The organism is Methanothermobacter tenebrarum (assembly GCF_023167465.1).
Lineage (GTDB): Archaea > Methanobacteriota > Methanobacteria > Methanobacteriales > DSM-23052 > Methanothermobacter_A > Methanothermobacter_A tenebrarum.
Genome location: NZ_AP025698.1, coordinates 738,292 through 755,690, shown reverse-complemented (window position 1 = coordinate 755,690; position 17,399 = coordinate 738,292). Strand labels below are relative to the sequence as shown.

15 protein-coding genes and 1 tRNA gene are annotated in these 17,399 nt (G+C 43.3%); 7 read left to right on the top strand and 9 right to left on the bottom strand.

Translation table 11 applies throughout. The annotated features are described in order from the left end of the window. Positions 1–3: 3 nt before the first annotated feature. A complete protein-coding gene (locus MTTB_RS04180; protein WP_248563788.1) occupies positions 4–1,830 on the bottom strand; it encodes a heavy metal translocating P-type ATPase in 1,827 nt (608 codons plus the stop codon). A 16-nt stretch (positions 1,831–1,846) separates the two neighbouring features. Further along, positions 1,847–3,889 carry a thioredoxin domain-containing protein gene (locus tag MTTB_RS04175; protein ID WP_248563787.1) on the bottom strand — a complete coding sequence of 681 codons (2,043 nt, stop codon included), beginning with the start codon at positions 3,887–3,889 and terminating at the stop codon, positions 1,847–1,849. A gap of 131 nt (positions 3,890–4,020) precedes the next feature. On the opposite strand from MTTB_RS04175, the gene MTTB_RS04170 reads away from it, so the two are divergent. From MTTB_RS04170 to MTTB_RS04160, 3 genes are all read left to right on the top strand, one after another. Then, positions 4,021–4,944, top strand: a complete 924-nt coding sequence (locus MTTB_RS04170; RefSeq protein ID WP_248563786.1) for an MJ0548 connectase family domain-containing protein — start codon at positions 4,021–4,023, stop codon at positions 4,942–4,944. 77 nt (positions 4,945–5,021) lie between these two features. Then, a complete protein-coding gene (locus MTTB_RS04165; protein WP_345894024.1) occupies positions 5,022–5,810 on the top strand; it encodes an MBL fold metallo-hydrolase in 789 nt (262 codons plus the stop codon). Further along, positions 5,772–5,845 (top strand) — tRNA-Thr (locus MTTB_RS04160). Before MTTB_RS04165 ends, MTTB_RS04160 begins: the two co-directional genes overlap by 39 nt. Here the strand turns inward: MTTB_RS04160 and MTTB_RS04155 are convergent. From MTTB_RS04155 to MTTB_RS04125, 7 genes are all read right to left on the bottom strand, one after another. Beyond that, the gene (locus MTTB_RS04155; RefSeq protein ID WP_248563785.1) at positions 5,845–7,026 is read right to left on the bottom strand and encodes a glycosyltransferase; all 1,182 of its coding nucleotides are present in this window, start codon (positions 7,024–7,026) and stop codon (positions 5,845–5,847) included. The two genes, MTTB_RS04160 and MTTB_RS04155, sit on opposite strands and share 1 nt — an antisense overlap. A 12-nt stretch (positions 7,027–7,038) precedes the next feature. Then, positions 7,039–8,031 (bottom strand): NAD-dependent epimerase/dehydratase family protein, encoded by a 993-nt coding sequence (locus MTTB_RS04150; RefSeq protein WP_248563784.1) that lies wholly within the window; start codon positions 8,029–8,031, stop codon positions 7,039–7,041. Positions 8,032–8,049: 18 nt separating this feature from the next. Further along, positions 8,050–8,931: a glycosyltransferase family 2 protein gene (locus tag MTTB_RS04145; protein ID WP_248563783.1), complete on the bottom strand. Its 882-nt coding sequence runs from the start codon at positions 8,929–8,931 to the stop codon at positions 8,050–8,052. Between the two features lie 14 nt (positions 8,932–8,945). After that, positions 8,946–9,884, bottom strand: a complete 939-nt coding sequence (locus MTTB_RS04140) for an NAD-dependent epimerase/dehydratase family protein (protein ID WP_248563782.1) — start codon at positions 9,882–9,884, stop codon at positions 8,946–8,948. A gap of 96 nt (positions 9,885–9,980) precedes the next feature. Beyond that, positions 9,981–11,618 (bottom strand): glycosyltransferase family 39 protein, encoded by a 1,638-nt coding sequence (locus MTTB_RS04135; protein WP_248563781.1) that lies wholly within the window; start codon positions 11,616–11,618, stop codon positions 9,981–9,983. 482 nt (positions 11,619–12,100) lie between these two features. Continuing rightward, complete coding sequence (gene aroC, locus MTTB_RS04130; protein WP_248563780.1) at positions 12,101–13,198, bottom strand: chorismate synthase; 1,098 nt, start codon at positions 13,196–13,198, stop codon at positions 12,101–12,103. Positions 13,199–13,209: 11 nt separating this feature from the next. Next, the gene (locus MTTB_RS04125; RefSeq protein ID WP_248563779.1) at positions 13,210–13,875 is read right to left on the bottom strand and encodes a TIGR00266 family protein; all 666 of its coding nucleotides are present in this window, start codon (positions 13,873–13,875) and stop codon (positions 13,210–13,212) included. A 257-nt stretch (positions 13,876–14,132) separates the two neighbouring features. On the opposite strand from MTTB_RS04125, the gene MTTB_RS04120 reads away from it, so the two are divergent. From MTTB_RS04120 to MTTB_RS04105, 4 genes are read left to right on the top strand one after another with little or no spacing between them, the layout of a single operon-like run. Continuing rightward, on the top strand, positions 14,133–14,636 hold the full coding sequence (locus MTTB_RS04120) for an endonuclease III domain-containing protein (RefSeq protein ID WP_248563778.1): 504 nt from the start codon (positions 14,133–14,135) through the stop codon (positions 14,634–14,636). Positions 14,637–14,651: 15 nt separating this feature from the next. Further along, positions 14,652–15,479, top strand: a complete 828-nt coding sequence (locus tag MTTB_RS04115) for a 4Fe-4S dicluster domain-containing protein (protein ID WP_248563777.1) — start codon at positions 14,652–14,654, stop codon at positions 15,477–15,479. Between the two features lie 11 nt (positions 15,480–15,490). Further along, the gene (gene hemB, locus MTTB_RS04110) at positions 15,491–16,471 is read left to right on the top strand and encodes a porphobilinogen synthase (protein ID WP_248563776.1); all 981 of its coding nucleotides are present in this window, start codon (positions 15,491–15,493) and stop codon (positions 16,469–16,471) included. Next, positions 16,468–17,388: a triphosphoribosyl-dephospho-CoA synthase gene (locus tag MTTB_RS04105; protein WP_248563775.1), complete on the top strand. Its 921-nt coding sequence runs from the start codon at positions 16,468–16,470 to the stop codon at positions 17,386–17,388. The genes hemB and MTTB_RS04105 overlap by 4 nt, the downstream gene beginning before the upstream one ends. The last annotated feature ends 11 nt before the right edge of the window (positions 17,389–17,399 follow it).

Genomic DNA, 17,399 nt, shown 5'->3' with positions numbered 1-17,399 from the left:
TTTTCACCTCTTTATGATGGTTTTGGAGTTTAATATTGGGATTATGGTGCTTAGAACCATTAGGGCGGCTCCTATGGGCGGGTTTATCTGCTGGTATAATATTCCTGTGGCGAGTGGTATTGTTATCATGTTGTAGATGGCTGCCCATGCAAGGTTTTCTTTTATCTTATTGTGGGTGGCTGTGGCGATTTCTAGTATCCTTGGAACATCGGATAGTTTACCCCATGGGATGATGATATCGGCGCCTTCAATGTCCAGTCTATGACCTGTACCCGTTGCTATGCCGAGATCGGCCTGTTTTAGGGCTGGTGCGTCATCAGCCTGGCCTATCATCGCGACCTTTAACCCTTCTTTTTGCATTTTCTCGATTTTCTCCGCCTTTTCCTTGTTTGTGAGTTCTGCATGGTATTCGTCTAGTCCAAGTTCCTTGGCGATGGGTTCGGCGACTTTTTTATTGTCTCCTGTTAACATTATACATTTTATCCCCTTGTCTTGTAGGTTTTTTATTGTCTTCTTCGCCTCTTTTTTTATTTTATCTGAAAGTCCGATGCACCCTTTGAGTTCGTCGTTGATGATTATGAATGCTAGTGTTTTTCCCTGGTCTATCATCTTTAGGATTTCTGGGTTTACTTGGAATCCTAGATCTTTAATGTGCTTGTAACTTGTGACTTGGATTTTTGTATCTCCAACGTATCCTTTAATGCCTTTTCCTGGGATCTGCTTGGATTTTTTCACTGGTATGGGGTCCTTGGCCACTTCTTTTATACCCTTTGCTATGGGGTGTTGGCTTTTGGATTCTATTGCAGCTGCGTAGTTTATTATGTCCCCTTCATCTATTTCGTCGTCTAATGATATGATATCTGTTACTTTGAATTCGCCCATTGTAAGGGTTCCCGTCTTGTTGAATACTATGGTGTCTATTTGGCGCGCGGTCTCATATGATCTTCTGTTTTTTATGATTATACCATCCTTTGCGGATATTATTGTGGCTGCGAGGGTTGCGGTGGGTGCTGCTAATCTGATGGCGTGTGGTGATGCTGCTATGAGTACTGTTATGGCATGTTGCAGTGCGGTTATGTTTTTATTCCAGTGGAGGAATGTGAGTATTGCCACTGCAATTACTATTATTATGAGGGCGGATGCGGTTTTGTCTGCTGATTCTTGTATCCTAGTTTTATCTTTTCTTTTTAGGAGTTTTATTATCTGGTGGATGAATGATCCTTTGCTGGTTGTCAGTGCTTCTATTAGTATTGGGTTTTTGATGTTTATTGATGATGCTGTAACTTTCTCTCCTGGGGTCTTCTCTATAATGTTTTTAATGGTTGGGTGTATTATGGTTGAACCTTTTATTATTGTACCATCTGTTGGTATCCTTTCCCCAGTTTTTACTAGTATGAGGTCTCCTGGTCTTATAGTTTCTGTGGGAGCTTCCTTGACCTTCCCATTCTCTATAATACGCGTATTAACGGGTATGCTATTCATTGGCCCTTCTAGTGGTTCTTTTATCTTTTCTGTTAATTTTGTTCCGAGCCAGCGGCCGGCTAGTATTATTATGATGATTATGGCCAGTTCTATTGGGATGGTTCCTGTTTGGGGTGTGAGTATAATGTAGAGGTAGGCTATTGTAATTGCGATAATCGTTAGGCTCATGGATCCTAGGTTCTTGTTTTTTAGTTCTCTGATGGTGTCCTTGAAGAATGGGTAGCTTCCATAGAAGAAGATTATGGAGGATGGTAGTATGCTCCAGTATCCTAGGTTGGATCTTACCAGGAGGATTATGGCTATTGTTAATAGGGTGCAGATTATAAGCCTTTTTTTGGAGGTTTCCATGGGAAACCCGATCCTATTATTTGGTTAGGATATCTATTATGGTTTCCGGATCTTGTGTTGGTGGGTGGCAGGTTTTATCCTTGCATAGGTAATAGGTGCATTCGTTGAGTACTTTCTTATTTCTTAATGTTTCTGGTGCGAATGACCAGTCGCTGTCTTCTAGTTTAAGGGTTATTGTAAGGTAGGGTATAAATGTACTTTTTAGTTTGTTGGGTATGCACGATTTTGTCTTGGCTGCTATAACTAGACTGCTACCACCTTTTTGGTGCCAGTGGGCCCCTACTAAAAGTAGGGTGTAGGCGATAGGTATTCGTTTAATCTTGGCTGCGAATGATTTTATGATATCTTCTGAAATTTTGGTCAGGGTTTCATCTTCTAGTATGCTCCCTAGCCTTAGCAGGTTTAGTGCATGGACAGAATTACCCGATGGTGTTGCACTATCAGAGGCCTCTTTTTTCCTGATTAAAAGACTATCAGAGTAATCTGCCGTGAAAAAGAATCCCCCATTCTCTTCATCTTTGAAGTGTCTGTTTAGTTCCTCTGATAGTTCAAGGGCGAGTTTTATGTATTCTTCATCGAAGGTTGCATCATATAATTCTAGTATCCCCCAGATGAGGAAGGCGTAATCATCGAGGTTGCCCCATATTGCACTTTCACCGTCCCTGTAACGGTGCATTAATCTCCCGTTTTTATAGAGTTTTTCCATGATAAATCCTAGAGCATCCTTACTTGCCTTCAGGTACCTTTTATCCCCTATTATCCTATAGCCCCTTGCGAAGGCTGCTATCATGAGCCCATTCCAGTCTGTGAGGATCTTATCATCTTTATTGGGTGGGCTTCTCTGGGATCTGTAATTGAAGAGTTTTCTTCTCCCCTCTTCAAGTTTCTTTAGGAATTCGGTGGGGTCTATACCCTTTTCTTCTGCGAATTTTTCTGGGATATTCTTCATATAGAGGATGTTTTCTCCTGAGGGTTTTCCGGTTTCATCTGGTATGTTGCCCTCTTTTTTGGCATTGAAGAATTCGCAGAGTAAATGAGAATCTAGAATTTCTCTTAGTTCTTCCATGGTCCAGAGATAAAATTTGCCTTCTTCTCCTTCGCTTTCCGCGTCCTCAGCTGAGTAGAACCCGCCTTCTGGGGATCTCATCTCCCTTATAACATATTCGAATATTTCCTCTGCTGTTTCCTTGTAGAGTTCTTTTCCCAGTGTCTGGTAGGCTTCAAGGTATGCTATGGCCATTAGAGCCTGGTCGTAGAGCATCTTTTCGAAGTGGGGTATCCTCCATTTGGGGTCTATGGTGTAACGGTGGAAACCATAGCCTATATGGTCGTAGATGCCCCCTAGGCGCATTTTATCAAGGGTTAGTTCAACCATTTCTAGGGCTTTTTTTTCTTTTAAAAGACCGTACCTTAGTAGGAAGTAGAGGTGGTTTGGTAGTGGGAATTTCTGTGAAGACCCGAAACCCCCGTTTTCATGGTCGAATGCCTTTTCTAATTCCTCGAATCCCACATCTATTATCCTCTCTTGGATTTCGTGTGGTTGGGTGGGGGCGTTCATCCTCTTGATGGCCATGGTGATCTCTGTGGCGGCATTGTCTATGTCTTCTGGCTTTTTTTCCCAAAGTTCCCCAGTTTTTAATATGATCTCTTTCAGGCCTGGCATGCCCTGGCTTGTCTCTTTTGGGAAGTATGTGCCTGCGAAGAATGGTCTACCATCGGGTGTTAGGAATATTGTGAGTGGCCAGCCTCCTGTACCTGTTAGAAGTTGGCAGGCGTTCATGTAAATATTGTCAATGTCTGGTCTTTCTTCCCGGTCTACTTTGACTGGTACGAATGTTTCGTTGATGAGTTTGGCGACTATGGGGTCGTTGAATGATTCTCTGGCCATTACATGGCACCAGTGACATGTGGAGTAGCCTATTGACAGGAATATCGGCTTATCATCCCTTTTAGCCATCTTAAACGCCTCTTCGCCCCATGGAAGCCAATCCACGAGGTCGTGGGCGTGTTGTAGAAGATATGGGCTCTTCTCTTTTATAAGGGCGTTTTCGTGTTCCATTTAAAATTCTCCTAGGACATAACTGGATACAATATATATAAATCTTCTGATAAAATACTTCCCAAAAGGGGGAGAGTCAACACCTCTCAGAGTATGATCATCCAATTCAAATGTGGATAGGTGACCCATAGATGAGCCTTATAATAACCTATGTGAGTAGTAAAGGCTGTGTAATAATAGGTGACAGGAGAAAAATAGCATACCTGGGGAGCGCCCAGAATAGAAGGGAACTCGAAAGGGAATTATATGAGGGTAATATCAAAACAGAGGAGGAACTGAGAAGTAGGGCCGAGCAACTTGGCATAACATTAAATATAACAGATGATGCCAGGAAGGTTCGAAGCATCGGAGACATTGTAGTAGGTGAAGTGAGCTTTAAAACACCCTTCGAGGCTAAGAGAAGGAGAATATACGCCACTACAGGAGCATACCAGGTGATAGAACTTATAGGATCCAATATAACCAAGTTTGAGAAGGGTGAGAGTTCCATTGTAATATTCGGGAATAAGATAACAAAAAAACTCGCCAGCAAACTACTAAAGAAATATTGGAAGAAAAAAACAAGCCTAAAAGAAGTCTCAAAACTCCTAAAGAGAGTATTAGAAGAGGTCGCGGCCAGGACACCAACCATAAGCCCAGAATATGACATGTACATAAAAACTCCAAGGTTAGATAAAAGAGAAGCTCACAGACTGCTCAGAGAAACCATTCTAAGGGATGTGAAAACACTCCAAAAATGGAGGGCCAAATTACAAAGGGAACTCATAAAAAGGAGTGAACAGATAAAAATGGCATCAAAGATAATCAAGGAAGGGAAAGTTGGACAAGTGATAAACATAGACAATGACAAAATCGAGGTAAAATTAGCCCCCAATGTAGAAGCCTTCAACATAAAATGGAAAAGGGTCGCCAAACCCGGGGAAAACGTGCTAATGCTAAAAGAAAAACCTGGAAAAGTCAACGTGGGCGATCTCGTCGTTATAGAGGATGAAAACCTGCAAATAAAAGATAAAAAAATCCCACTACAATGTAACGTTATACTCTGCAGAACATGAAGGGTTGTGATTGACCATGAAACTAACATTCCTAGGAAGTGGTGGTGGACGATTTCGCCACCATAACACAAAAGAGGATGACCGGCGGTTTAAGGATAGACAACCTCGAGGGTAAAAACATCCATATAGACCCCGGACCAGGAGCATTGATAAGATCATATCAATTCGGCCTAAACCCCCGAAGACTAGACGCTATAATAGTATCACATTCACACACTGACCATTACACAGACGCTGAAGTTCTCATCGAAGCCATGACAAGGGGGATGACCAGAAGCAAGGGGACAGTAATAGGGAGCCTCAGCGTCATAAAAGGTTACAAGGATTGGGGTCCTTGCATATCCAAGTATCATCTAAGCAAAACAGAAAACATAATACTAGAGGATGGTGAGACAACAAAACTAGACAATATAAAGATCACAGCCACAAAAACCATACATGGGGACCCCACATGTATAGGTTTCAAGTTCCAAACCCCAAGGATAACTATATCATATACATCAGACACGGCCTATTTCAATGAACTCGGCTCATATCATCGTGGAGCCGACGTCCTAATAGCAAGTGTTATAAGACCGGATAATGAACATATAAGGGGGCATATGTGCTCAGATGATTTCAAACTCCTCATAGAGAATGTGAAACCCAAACTTGCAATAATGACCCACCTTGGCATGAAGATGATATTTAACGATCCAGATGGTGAAGCCCTCAGAGTACAGGAAGATACAGATACGAGGGTCATAGCTGCAAGGGATGGAATGTGCATAGACTTGGAACAGTTAACAGATCATCAGTTAACCTTGGACGATTATGGTTACAGGGGGGCCCCGGTAGCTCAGTCTGGTAGAGCGCGGGACTCGTAATCCCGTGGTCGCGGGTTCAATCCCCGCCCGGGGCTTAAATCACTAATTTTTTAAGTGTTTCTTCGAATTTGTCCGTTATGACCTCCCAGTCGTTGGATTCAACAAACCTTCTACCTTTCATCCCTTCACCTTGGAGGTCGCCAGTTGCAAGTTCGCTGGCTACTGTGAGCACGTCCTCTGGTTTTTCTATGTAGTGTATTCCATTGTCTTCGCCGAACTCCATTTTTATACCTGGGAATCCTGTGGCTATAACTGGTTTGGCCATTGCAAGATACTCGTAGATTTTTATCGGCACGATATCTTGCATTATCTTCTCTTCTCTGCGGGCTGGTAGTATGCAGATGTCAGCCGCCGCTAAGAACTCAGGTATCCTATCATAGGGTTGGCTCCCCACGAGTATAAGGTTTTTGAGGCCGTTTTCGTCCTTTATATTCTTGAGGTCATTGTAGGCGTCGCCTTCACCCACTATCATGAGTTTAATCCGTGGGTGGTTCTTCTTGGCCATTTCAAGGGCTAATTCTTTTAAACCTGAGAATTCATAGAGGTAGCCCATGAAGAATAATAGTATTTCATCATCCTTTATATTGTATTTTTTTCTTATTTTGGACCCGTCTAGGCTGGGGTTGAACTTTTCAAGGTCTATACCGGCTTCTATGACTATCGTATCATGGGGGTTCGCGCCCATTTCTATCATTAATTGTCTTAGCCGCTTGTTTATAGTGATCACGAGGTCTGCGGATCTTAGAATCTTTTTCATCAGCCATCTGCCAATGGCCTGTAGGGTCTTCTCTGGGATGAGCGTGTATAGGACGTCAATGGGATAATATACAAATGGTATGCCCCTTTTTTTGGCCTCTTTTAATCCTATGTAAGTGTTGATTATCCCGAATCCTACTATGATGTCTGGTTTGAATTTTTGGATTTGTTTTTTTATCTCTAGGCTGTGGGTGATGGGTATTGAGAGGTAATCTAGGATTGGCAATTTTAATATGCTGGGTCTTATCACGTCGATTTTGGCCTCTGGTTTAACCTTCCAAGCGCCCTTGAAGAGCCTCCTGGGGTAGATGAGTCCCCTTGGCTCGTTTTTCCTCCAATCGATGGGGTAGTCTATGACTTTTATCCTGTGTCCTCTGAGGCTTAGACGGTCAATGAGGTGGTGTTGTTGGTGGGGGTTTCTTGCGATCCAATCGGATTCTTGTATTAGGAGTATTTTCATGTCTTCACCGGTCTAGAATTCAGCGCTTTCTTGTATGAGTTCCCAGTTTTCCTTGAACCATTGGTGGGTTTTCTCTAATCCTTCCCTGAATGTTGTCATTGGCTCATAATCTAGGAGTTTTTTTGCCTTTTCTATGGATGATAGTAGGCGGGTTTTAGCATCCCATTCTCTTCTCGGCTTGTAAACTATACCTGCCTTGTTTCCTGTGAGTTCATTGATGATGTTGGCCATTTCTATTACCTGGTGTTCTTCTCCAGATCCTAGGTTTATGGCTTCTCCTATTGCTTTTTCGCGGGCTCCCATGGCTATTAGACCGTTTATTATATCATCTACGAATGTCCAGTCCCTTGTCTCTGTACCGTCTCCGGTTATTGGTAGGGGTTGGTTGTTCATGGCCCAGTAGAAGAAGTTTGGTATGACGTTCCGGTATTTCCCTGGGACTTCTCCTGGTCCGTAGACGTTGAAGAATCTTGCATTGACTATTGGGAGGTCATAGAGGTTGTGGAAGTAGTTGGTGTATAATTCTCCTAGGAGTTTTGTCACCTGGTATGGTGTGTGTAGTGAGATTGAAATGTCATCTTCTTTGAATGGTATCTTGGAGTCTAGGCCGTAGACGCCGCAGCCGGATGATGAATAGATGAAGCGTTCAACGCCGATGAGCTGGGCGTATTCTAGGACTTTCAGGGTGCCGAGTCCATTAACTAGCAGGTCCTCCTCGGGGTGGTCTACACTGTTCTGGTTGGCGAAGTGGGCTGCGAGGTGGAAAACATAATCTGGTCTTTCCTTGTAGACTCTTTTCAGGATCTCATCATCGAGTATATCCCCTCTTATGAATTCTATATTCTCCATTACTGGGATATTCCACTCATAACCTGATGATAGGTTATCCAGGATTATCACATGCGCCCCGGCTTCGCCGAGTCGCCTTGAGAGGTTGCTGCCAATGCAACCAGCGCCTCCTGTTACAAGCACGCATTTACCATCATATACTTTGATATCTTCCATAGATCATCAACCTCTTTATCATCTTTTCTGGGCATATTCTATAATCATCTTCTTCATGGAATCTAGTATTATGCCTGTGAACATGAAGAATGTCCCGAATAATGTTAGCATTATTGCTAGTATGGTCGGCCCCATGTGGATACTTTTTCCCATGATGTAATCGCGTAGGAATATTAATGTGAGGATGGCTCCGATAAGTGCTATTATCAATCCTGGGAATGTGAAATAGTATAATGGGCGTCTCAGTTCCATGTCCCTGATTATCCTGTAGAGTACTGAGGCTCCATGACTTAGGGGGTGTTTAGTGGAACCTTCAACATCATATGTGACGCCGATTTCAACCTCGACTATTCTAAGGTTTGATTCGGCGGCGTCTGATAGCATTTCACTTTCTATTGCAAACCCATCCTCTTTAAACTTGAAGTATGGGATTGTGTCCCTTGAGAATGCCCTGAAGCCGCTTTGTGTGTCTGTTATGTCTAGTCTAGTTGTAATGTTTGTTGCCTTGTCAAGTATCTTCTGTCCAATCCTCCTATAGAATGGTGTGTTCTTATCCGCCCCTGATAGGTAACGACTACCATTGACGATATCTGCTATGCCATCTATTATGGGCTGTACGAGTTTAGGTATCTCCTGGGGGTTGTGTTGTCCGTCACCATCCAATGTCACTATTATATCAGCATTAGTTGCCTTGAAACCTGTTTTAAGCGCAGCACCCTTACCCTTGTTCCTATCGTGTCTTATAACCTTTGCACCGGCCGCCTCGGCTATCCTAGCTGTCCTGTCGGTGCTGCCGTCATCCACGACGATAATCTCATCCACATACTCTTTACATAAGAGTACTATGGTTCCAATAGTTAGTTCCTCATTATATGCTGGTATCAGGGCCGCTATCCTCATCTTTTATCTCCAGGTTATTCTATCCGGTAGTACCATTTCATCCACTCGACCGTACGCCTTATACCCTCCTCTGGGGGCACCTTCGGGTCGTGTTTAAGGTCCCGCTCGGCCTTGGAACAGTCAACACGTTTAACCTTTGTTGTGAAGGCTTCGGCCTCTTTATAGGTTACGATTGAATCATCTCTTCCAACAGTCTCTAGGATCATGTCAGAATATTCTTTTATATCATGTTCCCACTCGGGGCGGCCGCCAACATTATAAACCTCTCCTGGGATGAAATTATCCACTATATTGGCGAAGGTCCTAACAGAATCGTCCACATAATCTATTATACGCTTATGGCCCTTGTAGACTGTGTAGGGTTTGTCATGTAGTGCATGGTATATGAAGATGGGTATGAACCCCTTGTATGGTGTGTATTTTTCATGGGGCCCGTAACAGTTGACGGGTCTCACCCTCACGGTTTCTGTGCCGAACATCTTTGCTGAGTTCATGCACATGAGCTCTCCAACCCATTTGGTCATGGCATAGTCGTTCATCTGATAGGTGTCCTTTATGGGATTCTTCTCCATAACATCCTCTGTCATGACTCCGGTATAGTCTCCGTAGACTTCAGCTGAGGAGAAGAATATCATCCTAAAGCCTAGTTTTTCTTGCAATCTTATAATGTTCTTTGTCCCGATGACGTTGGTCCTCCAGAGGTTTTCATAGTATGCTTCGCCATTCCATCTACCATATTCTGCTGCTAGATGATAAACGTAGTCAAACTCATAATCCTCAAATACTCTTTCAAGTTGCCTGTATTCCCTCACATCAGCCCTCACATAATCTTCACGGCTTGTATGCATAAGATCCAAGGCTATGACCTCATGGCCTCTCCTTTTAAGTTCGTTAACAAGGTTGGTTCCTATGAACCCGGCTCCTCCGGTTACGAGTATCCTCTGTGTTTCCATACTATTTTTTCCCTCCTCTATAGTATCCTCTGGTGGGGTGTTCAAACCCGCCTAACACTATTTATGTCCCAATATAAAATCTTAACATATTTAGTATTATTGGGGGATTTTCTCGGCGATTATCACACCACTATTATTATAGATTATCCTGTAACCGTGTATCTTTGGTTGGGTGGTTGACCAGTATATATAATAGTCTGGTTTGAGCTCGTAGAATAGCCTATAGGAGAGTTCAGTATTATTCTTATTGATTCTCCTTGTGAAAACATAATCTTTAAGGTACCATGTGAATGCAGGGCCTCTATCAGATGCTATCACTTTATCATGGTAGTTTGGGTCATATGCTTTGAGCCATTGGGCTGCTTCATGTTCAGCATCTACGATAGGATAATCCCTTGGCATCCCAAGGATATAATAGGCTGCGGATGATAGCATCAAAAACATGACTAGGATGGGGATTAGGCGCCTGACACGCCCCAATTTTAGCGTCTGCGAAATTTCACTTATGCTAAGGGGCATTGCATATGCAATGGCTGGTAGAATTGTTATAATATACCTGTCAACTTTAACGGGATGAAAACTATGCATATAAAGGAATGCTAAGAACCATGTTACCATGGCAAGGTTAATGTCAAGATTATCCGGCTTATGATCCTCTAAGAGCCAATATATGCTAAGGGCCCAGAGGAAGATTAAAACTTCAGCCAGGGCATAGGATATCCTCCCGAAGACGGCTACTAAAGCAGCTGATAATAAAAGGAAGACTATTAATCTTCTGGTCCTCAGCCCATTTAATATCATCCTATTGCGGATGATATAGAATATGATACCGACTGCTAGGATGGCCAGTATAAGATATGCTAATGGGGTTGGACCCGCACTTGAGGGGTTAATAATTAACATGTAATTGTCAGAGGGGAAACTTGAAAGATACTCTGGGAGGTGTTTAAGATAGTATAGGCTGTCAAGATTATACCCAGGGTTAACTGCCGTCACTGACCCGCTTGCAGTTGCTGTGAACTGGCCCAAGAATGGTAGGGGCTCTTTGAGGTTCCTGTAAAAGAATAATCCAAATGGTGAATAAAATAGGATTCCAAGGATTATACCCCCTGTGATTTCACGGAACTTGGGCCTAGTATCCATGATAATCACAAGGAGAATGGGAATGATTATAAGGGCTGAAACATACCTTGTGAGGAAGGCTGCCATCGCCACTGGGAAGGCCAGATAATAGAATCTCTTGTCTTTTCTTTTGGCAAGGAGTGTCAAGTAGATTGCCCATATTGATAATGATATAGCTGGAACGTCGGTGGAGCCTGTAACGGCCCATGCCAATATCAGGGTGAAGGATGCGAAGGTTAAAGCCCCAAGGAGGCTTTCAATTTCGTCAAATCTCAGCCTTAGGAGGAGGTACATTCCAACTGACCCGAGTATATAGAATGCTCCACAGACAATAAAGAGCACGTATTCTTTGACGAATCCTAATCTGAAGAATACTGATAGGATGCTTGGTAAAAGGGGTGGGAGGTATAATGTGTCACTGGTGCCAAGATGGGCCATCCTGAGGGCATTATTAAGGTAGAGGAATATATCCCAGTAGTATACTCCAATACTATCTTGTGTTGTTATGAGCTTATATGTGATTATCGAAACGATCGAAACTAAGAGTATGAGGATTTTCCTATCGTGTGCTGATGGAAACTTCATGGCTGGTTGCTCCTTTGTAGATTTCATCGAATCTCCCCCACTATCCTTCCGGTTTCGAAGATCCTGGACATTATAGGATGTGACAATCCACTCTTTAGTATTTTCTATGATGGCGTCTTTTATGTTTTTCCATCTGCATATTATGGGACTCCCTTTTGGGCGTCAATCCACCACCCGGTTGGTCTCGTATCCTCCTTGAAAATTTTTACACTTCTTACTGGTACTGAACCATCCATTTACAGGAGAAGCTAAGGCCTATATTATAAAACTTTTTTTATGTTCCCTCACGCAGTTGCCCAATGAAAGTTTCCTTACAAAAATCCCAAGAGGCCCTGCCCATTGAATCCTTCAACTCCGGGTTAAAGGTGTGCGAAGAAGCTTGCATGGAACTTTATTGTAATGAGAGCCGGGGGGATCCAACGTTCTTCGGGGTTTCCTGGGGATACTTCTTGTAATCTCCTTTCTCAATCCCTTAATTGGAGATCTTACACTCTGATGGGAGGATCTGATCATGTTTTGATTTTACATGGATGTATGAAACCTGCCCTTATCATATGGTCTGCTATTATTATCGCGACACTTGCCTCGGCTACTGGCACTATCCTTGGACATATGCATGGGTCATGTCGTCCTTTTATTCTTATGGTGGTTTCTTTCATGGATTTGAGGTTCACTGTCCTCTGTGGTAAGGAGATTGATGGTGTTGGTTTGACGGCTATCCTGGCGATTATTGGCATCCCATTGGATATTCCACCTATTATACCACCTGAATTGTTGGTTAGTGTTCTTATTCTACCCTCTCTAATGTAATATTCGTCATTTATTTCGCTTGCATTGTATTCTGCGACTTTGAAGCCCAAGCCTATCTCAACGCCTTTCACTGCACCTATACCCATTAGTGCATGCGCTATATCCGCGTCTAATTTTGAGAATACTGGTTCTCCAAGGCCTGCTGGCGCCCCGGAGACTATGATTTCGACTATGCCACCGACAGAATCTCCTTTCTCCTTGGCTTCTAGTATGAGTTTTATCATTTCTTCTGCGGCCTTTTCATCAGCGCATCTTACAGGATTCTCTAGAGTGTGCTCTTCTATCCTTTTAGGATCTATCCTCTTCGCCTTTATGCGGCCTATCTGCGTTACATGGCCTATTATCCTAATATTGAAGGTTTCTAGGAGTTTCTTTGCTATGGCCCCTCCTATGACGTGGCCTATGGTGACTCTGCCACTGCCTCGCCCGCCTCCACGATAATCATAGTGTCCGTAGCGACTTATCCAACCATAGTCTCCGTGTCCGGGTCTTGGCTTGTATTTGATGCTCTCATAGGCTGATGGGTCCACGTCCTTGTTGTATACTATGGCTGCTATTGGGGTGCCATCGGTTTTGCCTTGGAATGTCCCTGATAGGATTTCTACTTTGTCTTCTTCCTTTCGTGGGGTTGTTATTTCACTTGTACCTGGACGGCGTCTGTCGAGTTCCCTTTGTATGTCATTGGCATCTAATGGCAGGCCTGCTGGGCATCCGTCGATTACTGCGCCTATGGCCTTGCCATGGCTGGAGCCGAATGTTGTAACCTGGAAGATTTTACCTAATCTGTTACCTCCCATATGGGGTCACTTTACTCGCTTTGTCGGGGCAGATATGGTCTCAGCCAGTTAATGAAACTGTCAACACTCCTCGTCTGCACATATACGGTTCCATTACCATTAAATTCGGCTACTAGACCCTCACCGCCGAATATTGTGCTTTTGAGTCCGCCTATTCTCCTAACATTGAAGTCTAGACCATCTGTGAATGCCACAATATGTCCGGTGTCTATGACAAATTTTTTGTTTTCCACCCTCCTTTTATATATGCCTCCGAAACTTGACAAGAAAAGGGGATCATAACCTGTCAATTTTAAAAGGAATAACCCCTCCCTTGCAAAGAAGGTTTTAAAGCCTCCAAATTTTGTTTCGATTTCAATATCCAGAGCTGATGCTAGGTATGATCCGCTCTGGGCATATATTGTACCTTCAACTTCAAGGGCTTCAATGTCACCGGTATATGGTGGTGCAAGTTCAATGGTTCCTGGACCACCATCAGCATAAAAGGTATTCATGAAAAACCTTTCACCGCCTACAACCCTACCAAGGGCCTTAAAAACGCCCCCAGTATCTGTTTGCACCTGGATGTTATCACTCATGGAGACCATGGCCCCGGGTTCCGCCTTTATACGCTCACCAGCATCTAGTTCAACCTCAACTAGACTGAAACTTGGCCTATGGATTATATTATATTTCATAGTATCACAAAGGAAAGTATGTGCCCCCATCCATATAATGTTATAGTCATGAAATTCTCGTATTTCGTGGCGGGTTCCATCCCCTATAAATTGTTATGGTGAAGGAAGCCATGGATAAGATCAGAATCATCTATGAGAGGCTATTTTCGGCATATGGAAAGCAAGGTTGGTGGCCATTTCTCAAAGATTGTAAATTGTCGTATCATCCTGGAGATTATTCACCACCACACAGTGAGGAGGAGGTATTCCAGGTTTGGGTGGGTTCCATCCTAACGCAGAATACTACATGGAGACAAGCGTCAAAGGCCCTTATAAGACTTGGGAAATTAGGAGCTCTCAGCCCATATCGTATTATTGGAATGGATCTTCCGAGGCTTGTTGAGCTGATAAAATGTGCAGGTTTCCCAAACCAGAAGGCATACTATTTAAAGGAGATTTCAAAGTTTTTCACAACTCTTGAGGGCGTCCCCAGAAGGGATGAGCTGCTCTCAGTCAAGGGTGTGGGTGATGAGACGGCGGATACGATACTATTATATGCATATAAAATGCCAGAGTTTATCGTTGATACTTATACACGGAGGATACTCCAGAGGCTTAAACTAACAAGGGGTGATGAGGATTATATGGAAGTCAAAAAATTGTTCGAGGATAATCTAAGAAGAGATTATCGGGTATTCCAGGAATATCATGCCCTCCTAGTAGAACATGGCAAAAAATATTATACTAGGGGTAAACCCGCGGATCCGCTCCTGAAAGTCTAATGGGGGGGATCTATTATGTTAGATTTCACTGATATAAGTATTAGAGTTATCAAATTAACATTCAAGGGAAGGTTTAGATTGGCGAGGCTAGCTAAAAGGTCGAAAACTTTTAGAAGGATTGTTCACAGGTTATTCTTTGAAGGAGATGACATCCAAGCACTCCCGAGGGATGAGACCATAACCTTAAATGTTAAGGTTGACCCGCCAAACACTTCTATTTTACCAAGCCAAGTCCTCAAGGAGATGATATCCAAGTCAAGGTACATATTCAGGATGAATTTCTGTATATGCAGGGTTTCATCCAATTGCAGAGACTACCCCCACAGACTAGGATGCTTATTCCTTGGAAAAGGCGCTAATAGGATATCAAAGAAGGTTGGGAGGCTAATATCAAAGGATGAGGCCATAGCCCACATTGAAGAGTGTGAAAAGGCCGGTTTGGTTCATATCATCGGCAGGAATAAAATAGACACGGTATGGTTGAATACAGGTCCCAAGGAGGAGCTCTTATCAATATGTAACTGTTGTCCATGCTGCTGCCTCTGGAAGATGATACCGGAACTCCCAGAGGAACTCGCCAGGAGCATAACCCCAATGAGTGGCGTTAAACTGAAATTTAAAAGAGAAAATTGTATTGGTTGTGGAGATTGTCTCGAAAAATGTTTTATTAAGGCGATTAAGATTAAAAATGGGAAGGCCCAAATAGATAATAGACTTTGCAGGTGTTGTGGCAGATGCGCCATGGAATGTGAGAATGATGCCATAAGGATCCTAGTAGATCCGGATGCTGTTGAACGGGCCATAGGACGCATGGAGCCACTGGTGGATGTTAAAGCAGAATAAACGTGATTAGTATGAGATTCCCCACAAAAAGGATGAGGAGACTGAGAAAAACCTCTAAGATGAGGGAGATCGTGAAGGAGACAAGAATATCCCCTAGTAATCTAATATACCCAGTCTTCGTGAAAGAAGATCTTAAAAGAGGATCTAAAGAGCCAATAGAGACCATGCCTGGACAATATAGGTATTCGCCAGAGGCCGCCGTTGATGAACTCAAAAAACTTGAAAAAAAGGGACTAAAAACTATTATACTCTTCGGGATACCATCAGAAAAGGATAATATAGGATCGTCAGCATTTGATGAGAATGGGATAGTCCAGGAGACCATCAGACTACTCAAGGAGGAAACAAAACTTGTCATCATAACAGATGTGTGCCTTTGCCAATACACGAGCCACGGACACTGTGGAATAGTTAAAAACAGGCAAATACTCAATGATGAAACCCTAGAATACCTAGGAAAAATCGCAGTATCACATGCGAGGGCAGGAGCCGATATGGTGGCACCCTCTGATATGATGGATGGTAGAGTAGCCGCCATAAGAAAAAAACTAGATGAGAATGGCTTCCAGGATGTTCCAATAATGTCATATGCAGTTAAATACGCCTCATCATTCTACGCACCCTTCAGGGGGGCTGTATACTCCACACCATCATTCGGCGACAGAAAAACCTATCAGATGGATCCTGCCAATGCTAGGGAGGCCATACTCGAAGCAGAACTAGACATAGAAGAGGGTGCCGATATCATAATGGTGAAACCAGCCCTACCATACCTTGATATTATAAGGGCTCTCAGGGAAGAGTTTAACACGCCAGTGGCGGCATACAATGTAAGTGGGGAATATTCAATGCTAATGGCAGCAATCCAAAAAGGCTACCTAACAGAAGAAGCCATATACGAATCCATATTATCTATTAAAAGGGCGGGCGCAGACCTTATAATCTCACATTTCACTCCAAGACTATTACTAGATGGGGGTTTAACGGGATGAAACCATCATTAGTCGCGAAGATAGCCCAAATGGCAGCCGCCCTGGAAGTTAGCGGCCACCCGAAGCCCGGGAACGTGCACAGGACGCGGAACTTCCATGACATGAGCTTCGAAGATTTTATTATAAGTGCTATTGTTATAGGAGACACCATGCACGAAGCAGCCAAGAGAGGCGCTAGACTAAAAGACGAATTAGACTTTTCACCAATCAGGGTAGGTAACCTCATACTAGATGCGATAAAAGAAACGCGCAAGTGGGTGTCCACAAACACCAACCTGGGCATTGTAATGCTACTAACACCACTAGCATCCGCCGCGGGCATGATAACAGAAAAAGACCTACAAGGCCTCAGAGAAATGGTTAATAGGATAATGCTACAGACAACACCACAGGATGCTGTGAACCTCTATGAGGCCATATCAATAGCCCAACCTGGGGGGATGGGAAAAAGGGACCAGTTTGACGTTAATGATGAAAAATCCAAGGATAGAATCCTGGAAGAGAAGGTTACATTATTCGATGTTCTCAAACTCTCATCCTCGTGGGATCTTATAGCAAGGGAACTTACAAGTTCCATGCCAATAACATTCAACATAGGATTCCCAACATTCAAAGAAACACATAAAAAAGCTGATATGAACGCGGCTGTCGTTCAAACATTTCTAACAATCCTATCAAATTTCCCAGACACCCTCATACAAAGACAATATGGCAAGGAAGTGGCCGAGAAGGTGACAAATGAAGCCAGGGAAATACTCGACAAAGGAGGGATATTAACAGAACAGGGACTAAAAGCCCTTAAAAGCCTTGACAGGAAACTGCAAAAAGAAGGTGTAAATCCTGGGACAACCGCGGATTTAACAGCCTCCTCCATAATGGTGGGACTCATAGACTACTACTGGGATAAAATAGAATAAAAAAAGGTGGC

Coding starts and splice junctions, on each gene's coding strand:
- MTTB_RS04180 (WP_248563788.1), bottom strand. CDS start 1,830: ATGGAAACCTCCAAAAAAAGGCTTATAATCTGCACCCTATTAACAATA.
- MTTB_RS04175 (WP_248563787.1), bottom strand. CDS start 3,889: ATGGAACACGAAAACGCCCTTATAAAAGAGAAGAGCCCATATCTTCTA.
- MTTB_RS04170 (WP_248563786.1), top strand. CDS start 4,021: ATGAGCCTTATAATAACCTATGTGAGTAGTAAAGGCTGTGTAATAATA.
- MTTB_RS04165 (WP_345894024.1), top strand. CDS start 5,022: ATGACCGGCGGTTTAAGGATAGACAACCTCGAGGGTAAAAACATCCAT.
- MTTB_RS04155 (WP_248563785.1), bottom strand. CDS start 7,026: ATGAAAATACTCCTAATACAAGAATCCGATTGGATCGCAAGAAACCCC.
- MTTB_RS04150 (WP_248563784.1), bottom strand. CDS start 8,031: ATGGAAGATATCAAAGTATATGATGGTAAATGCGTGCTTGTAACAGGA.
- MTTB_RS04145 (WP_248563783.1), bottom strand. CDS start 8,931: ATGAGGATAGCGGCCCTGATACCAGCATATAATGAGGAACTAACTATT.
- MTTB_RS04140 (WP_248563782.1), bottom strand. CDS start 9,884: ATGGAAACACAGAGGATACTCGTAACCGGAGGAGCCGGGTTCATAGGA.
- MTTB_RS04135 (WP_248563781.1), bottom strand. CDS start 11,618: ATGAAATCTACAAAGGAGCAACCAGCCATGAAGTTTCCATCAGCACAC.
- aroC (WP_248563780.1), bottom strand. CDS start 13,198: ATGGGAGGTAACAGATTAGGTAAAATCTTCCAGGTTACAACATTCGGC.
- MTTB_RS04125 (WP_248563779.1), bottom strand. CDS start 13,875: ATGAAATATAATATAATCCATAGGCCAAGTTTCAGTCTAGTTGAGGTT.
- MTTB_RS04115 (WP_248563777.1), top strand. CDS start 14,652: ATGTTAGATTTCACTGATATAAGTATTAGAGTTATCAAATTAACATTC.
- hemB (WP_248563776.1), top strand. CDS start 15,491: ATGAGATTCCCCACAAAAAGGATGAGGAGACTGAGAAAAACCTCTAAG.
- MTTB_RS04105 (WP_248563775.1), top strand. CDS start 16,468: ATGAAACCATCATTAGTCGCGAAGATAGCCCAAATGGCAGCCGCCCTG.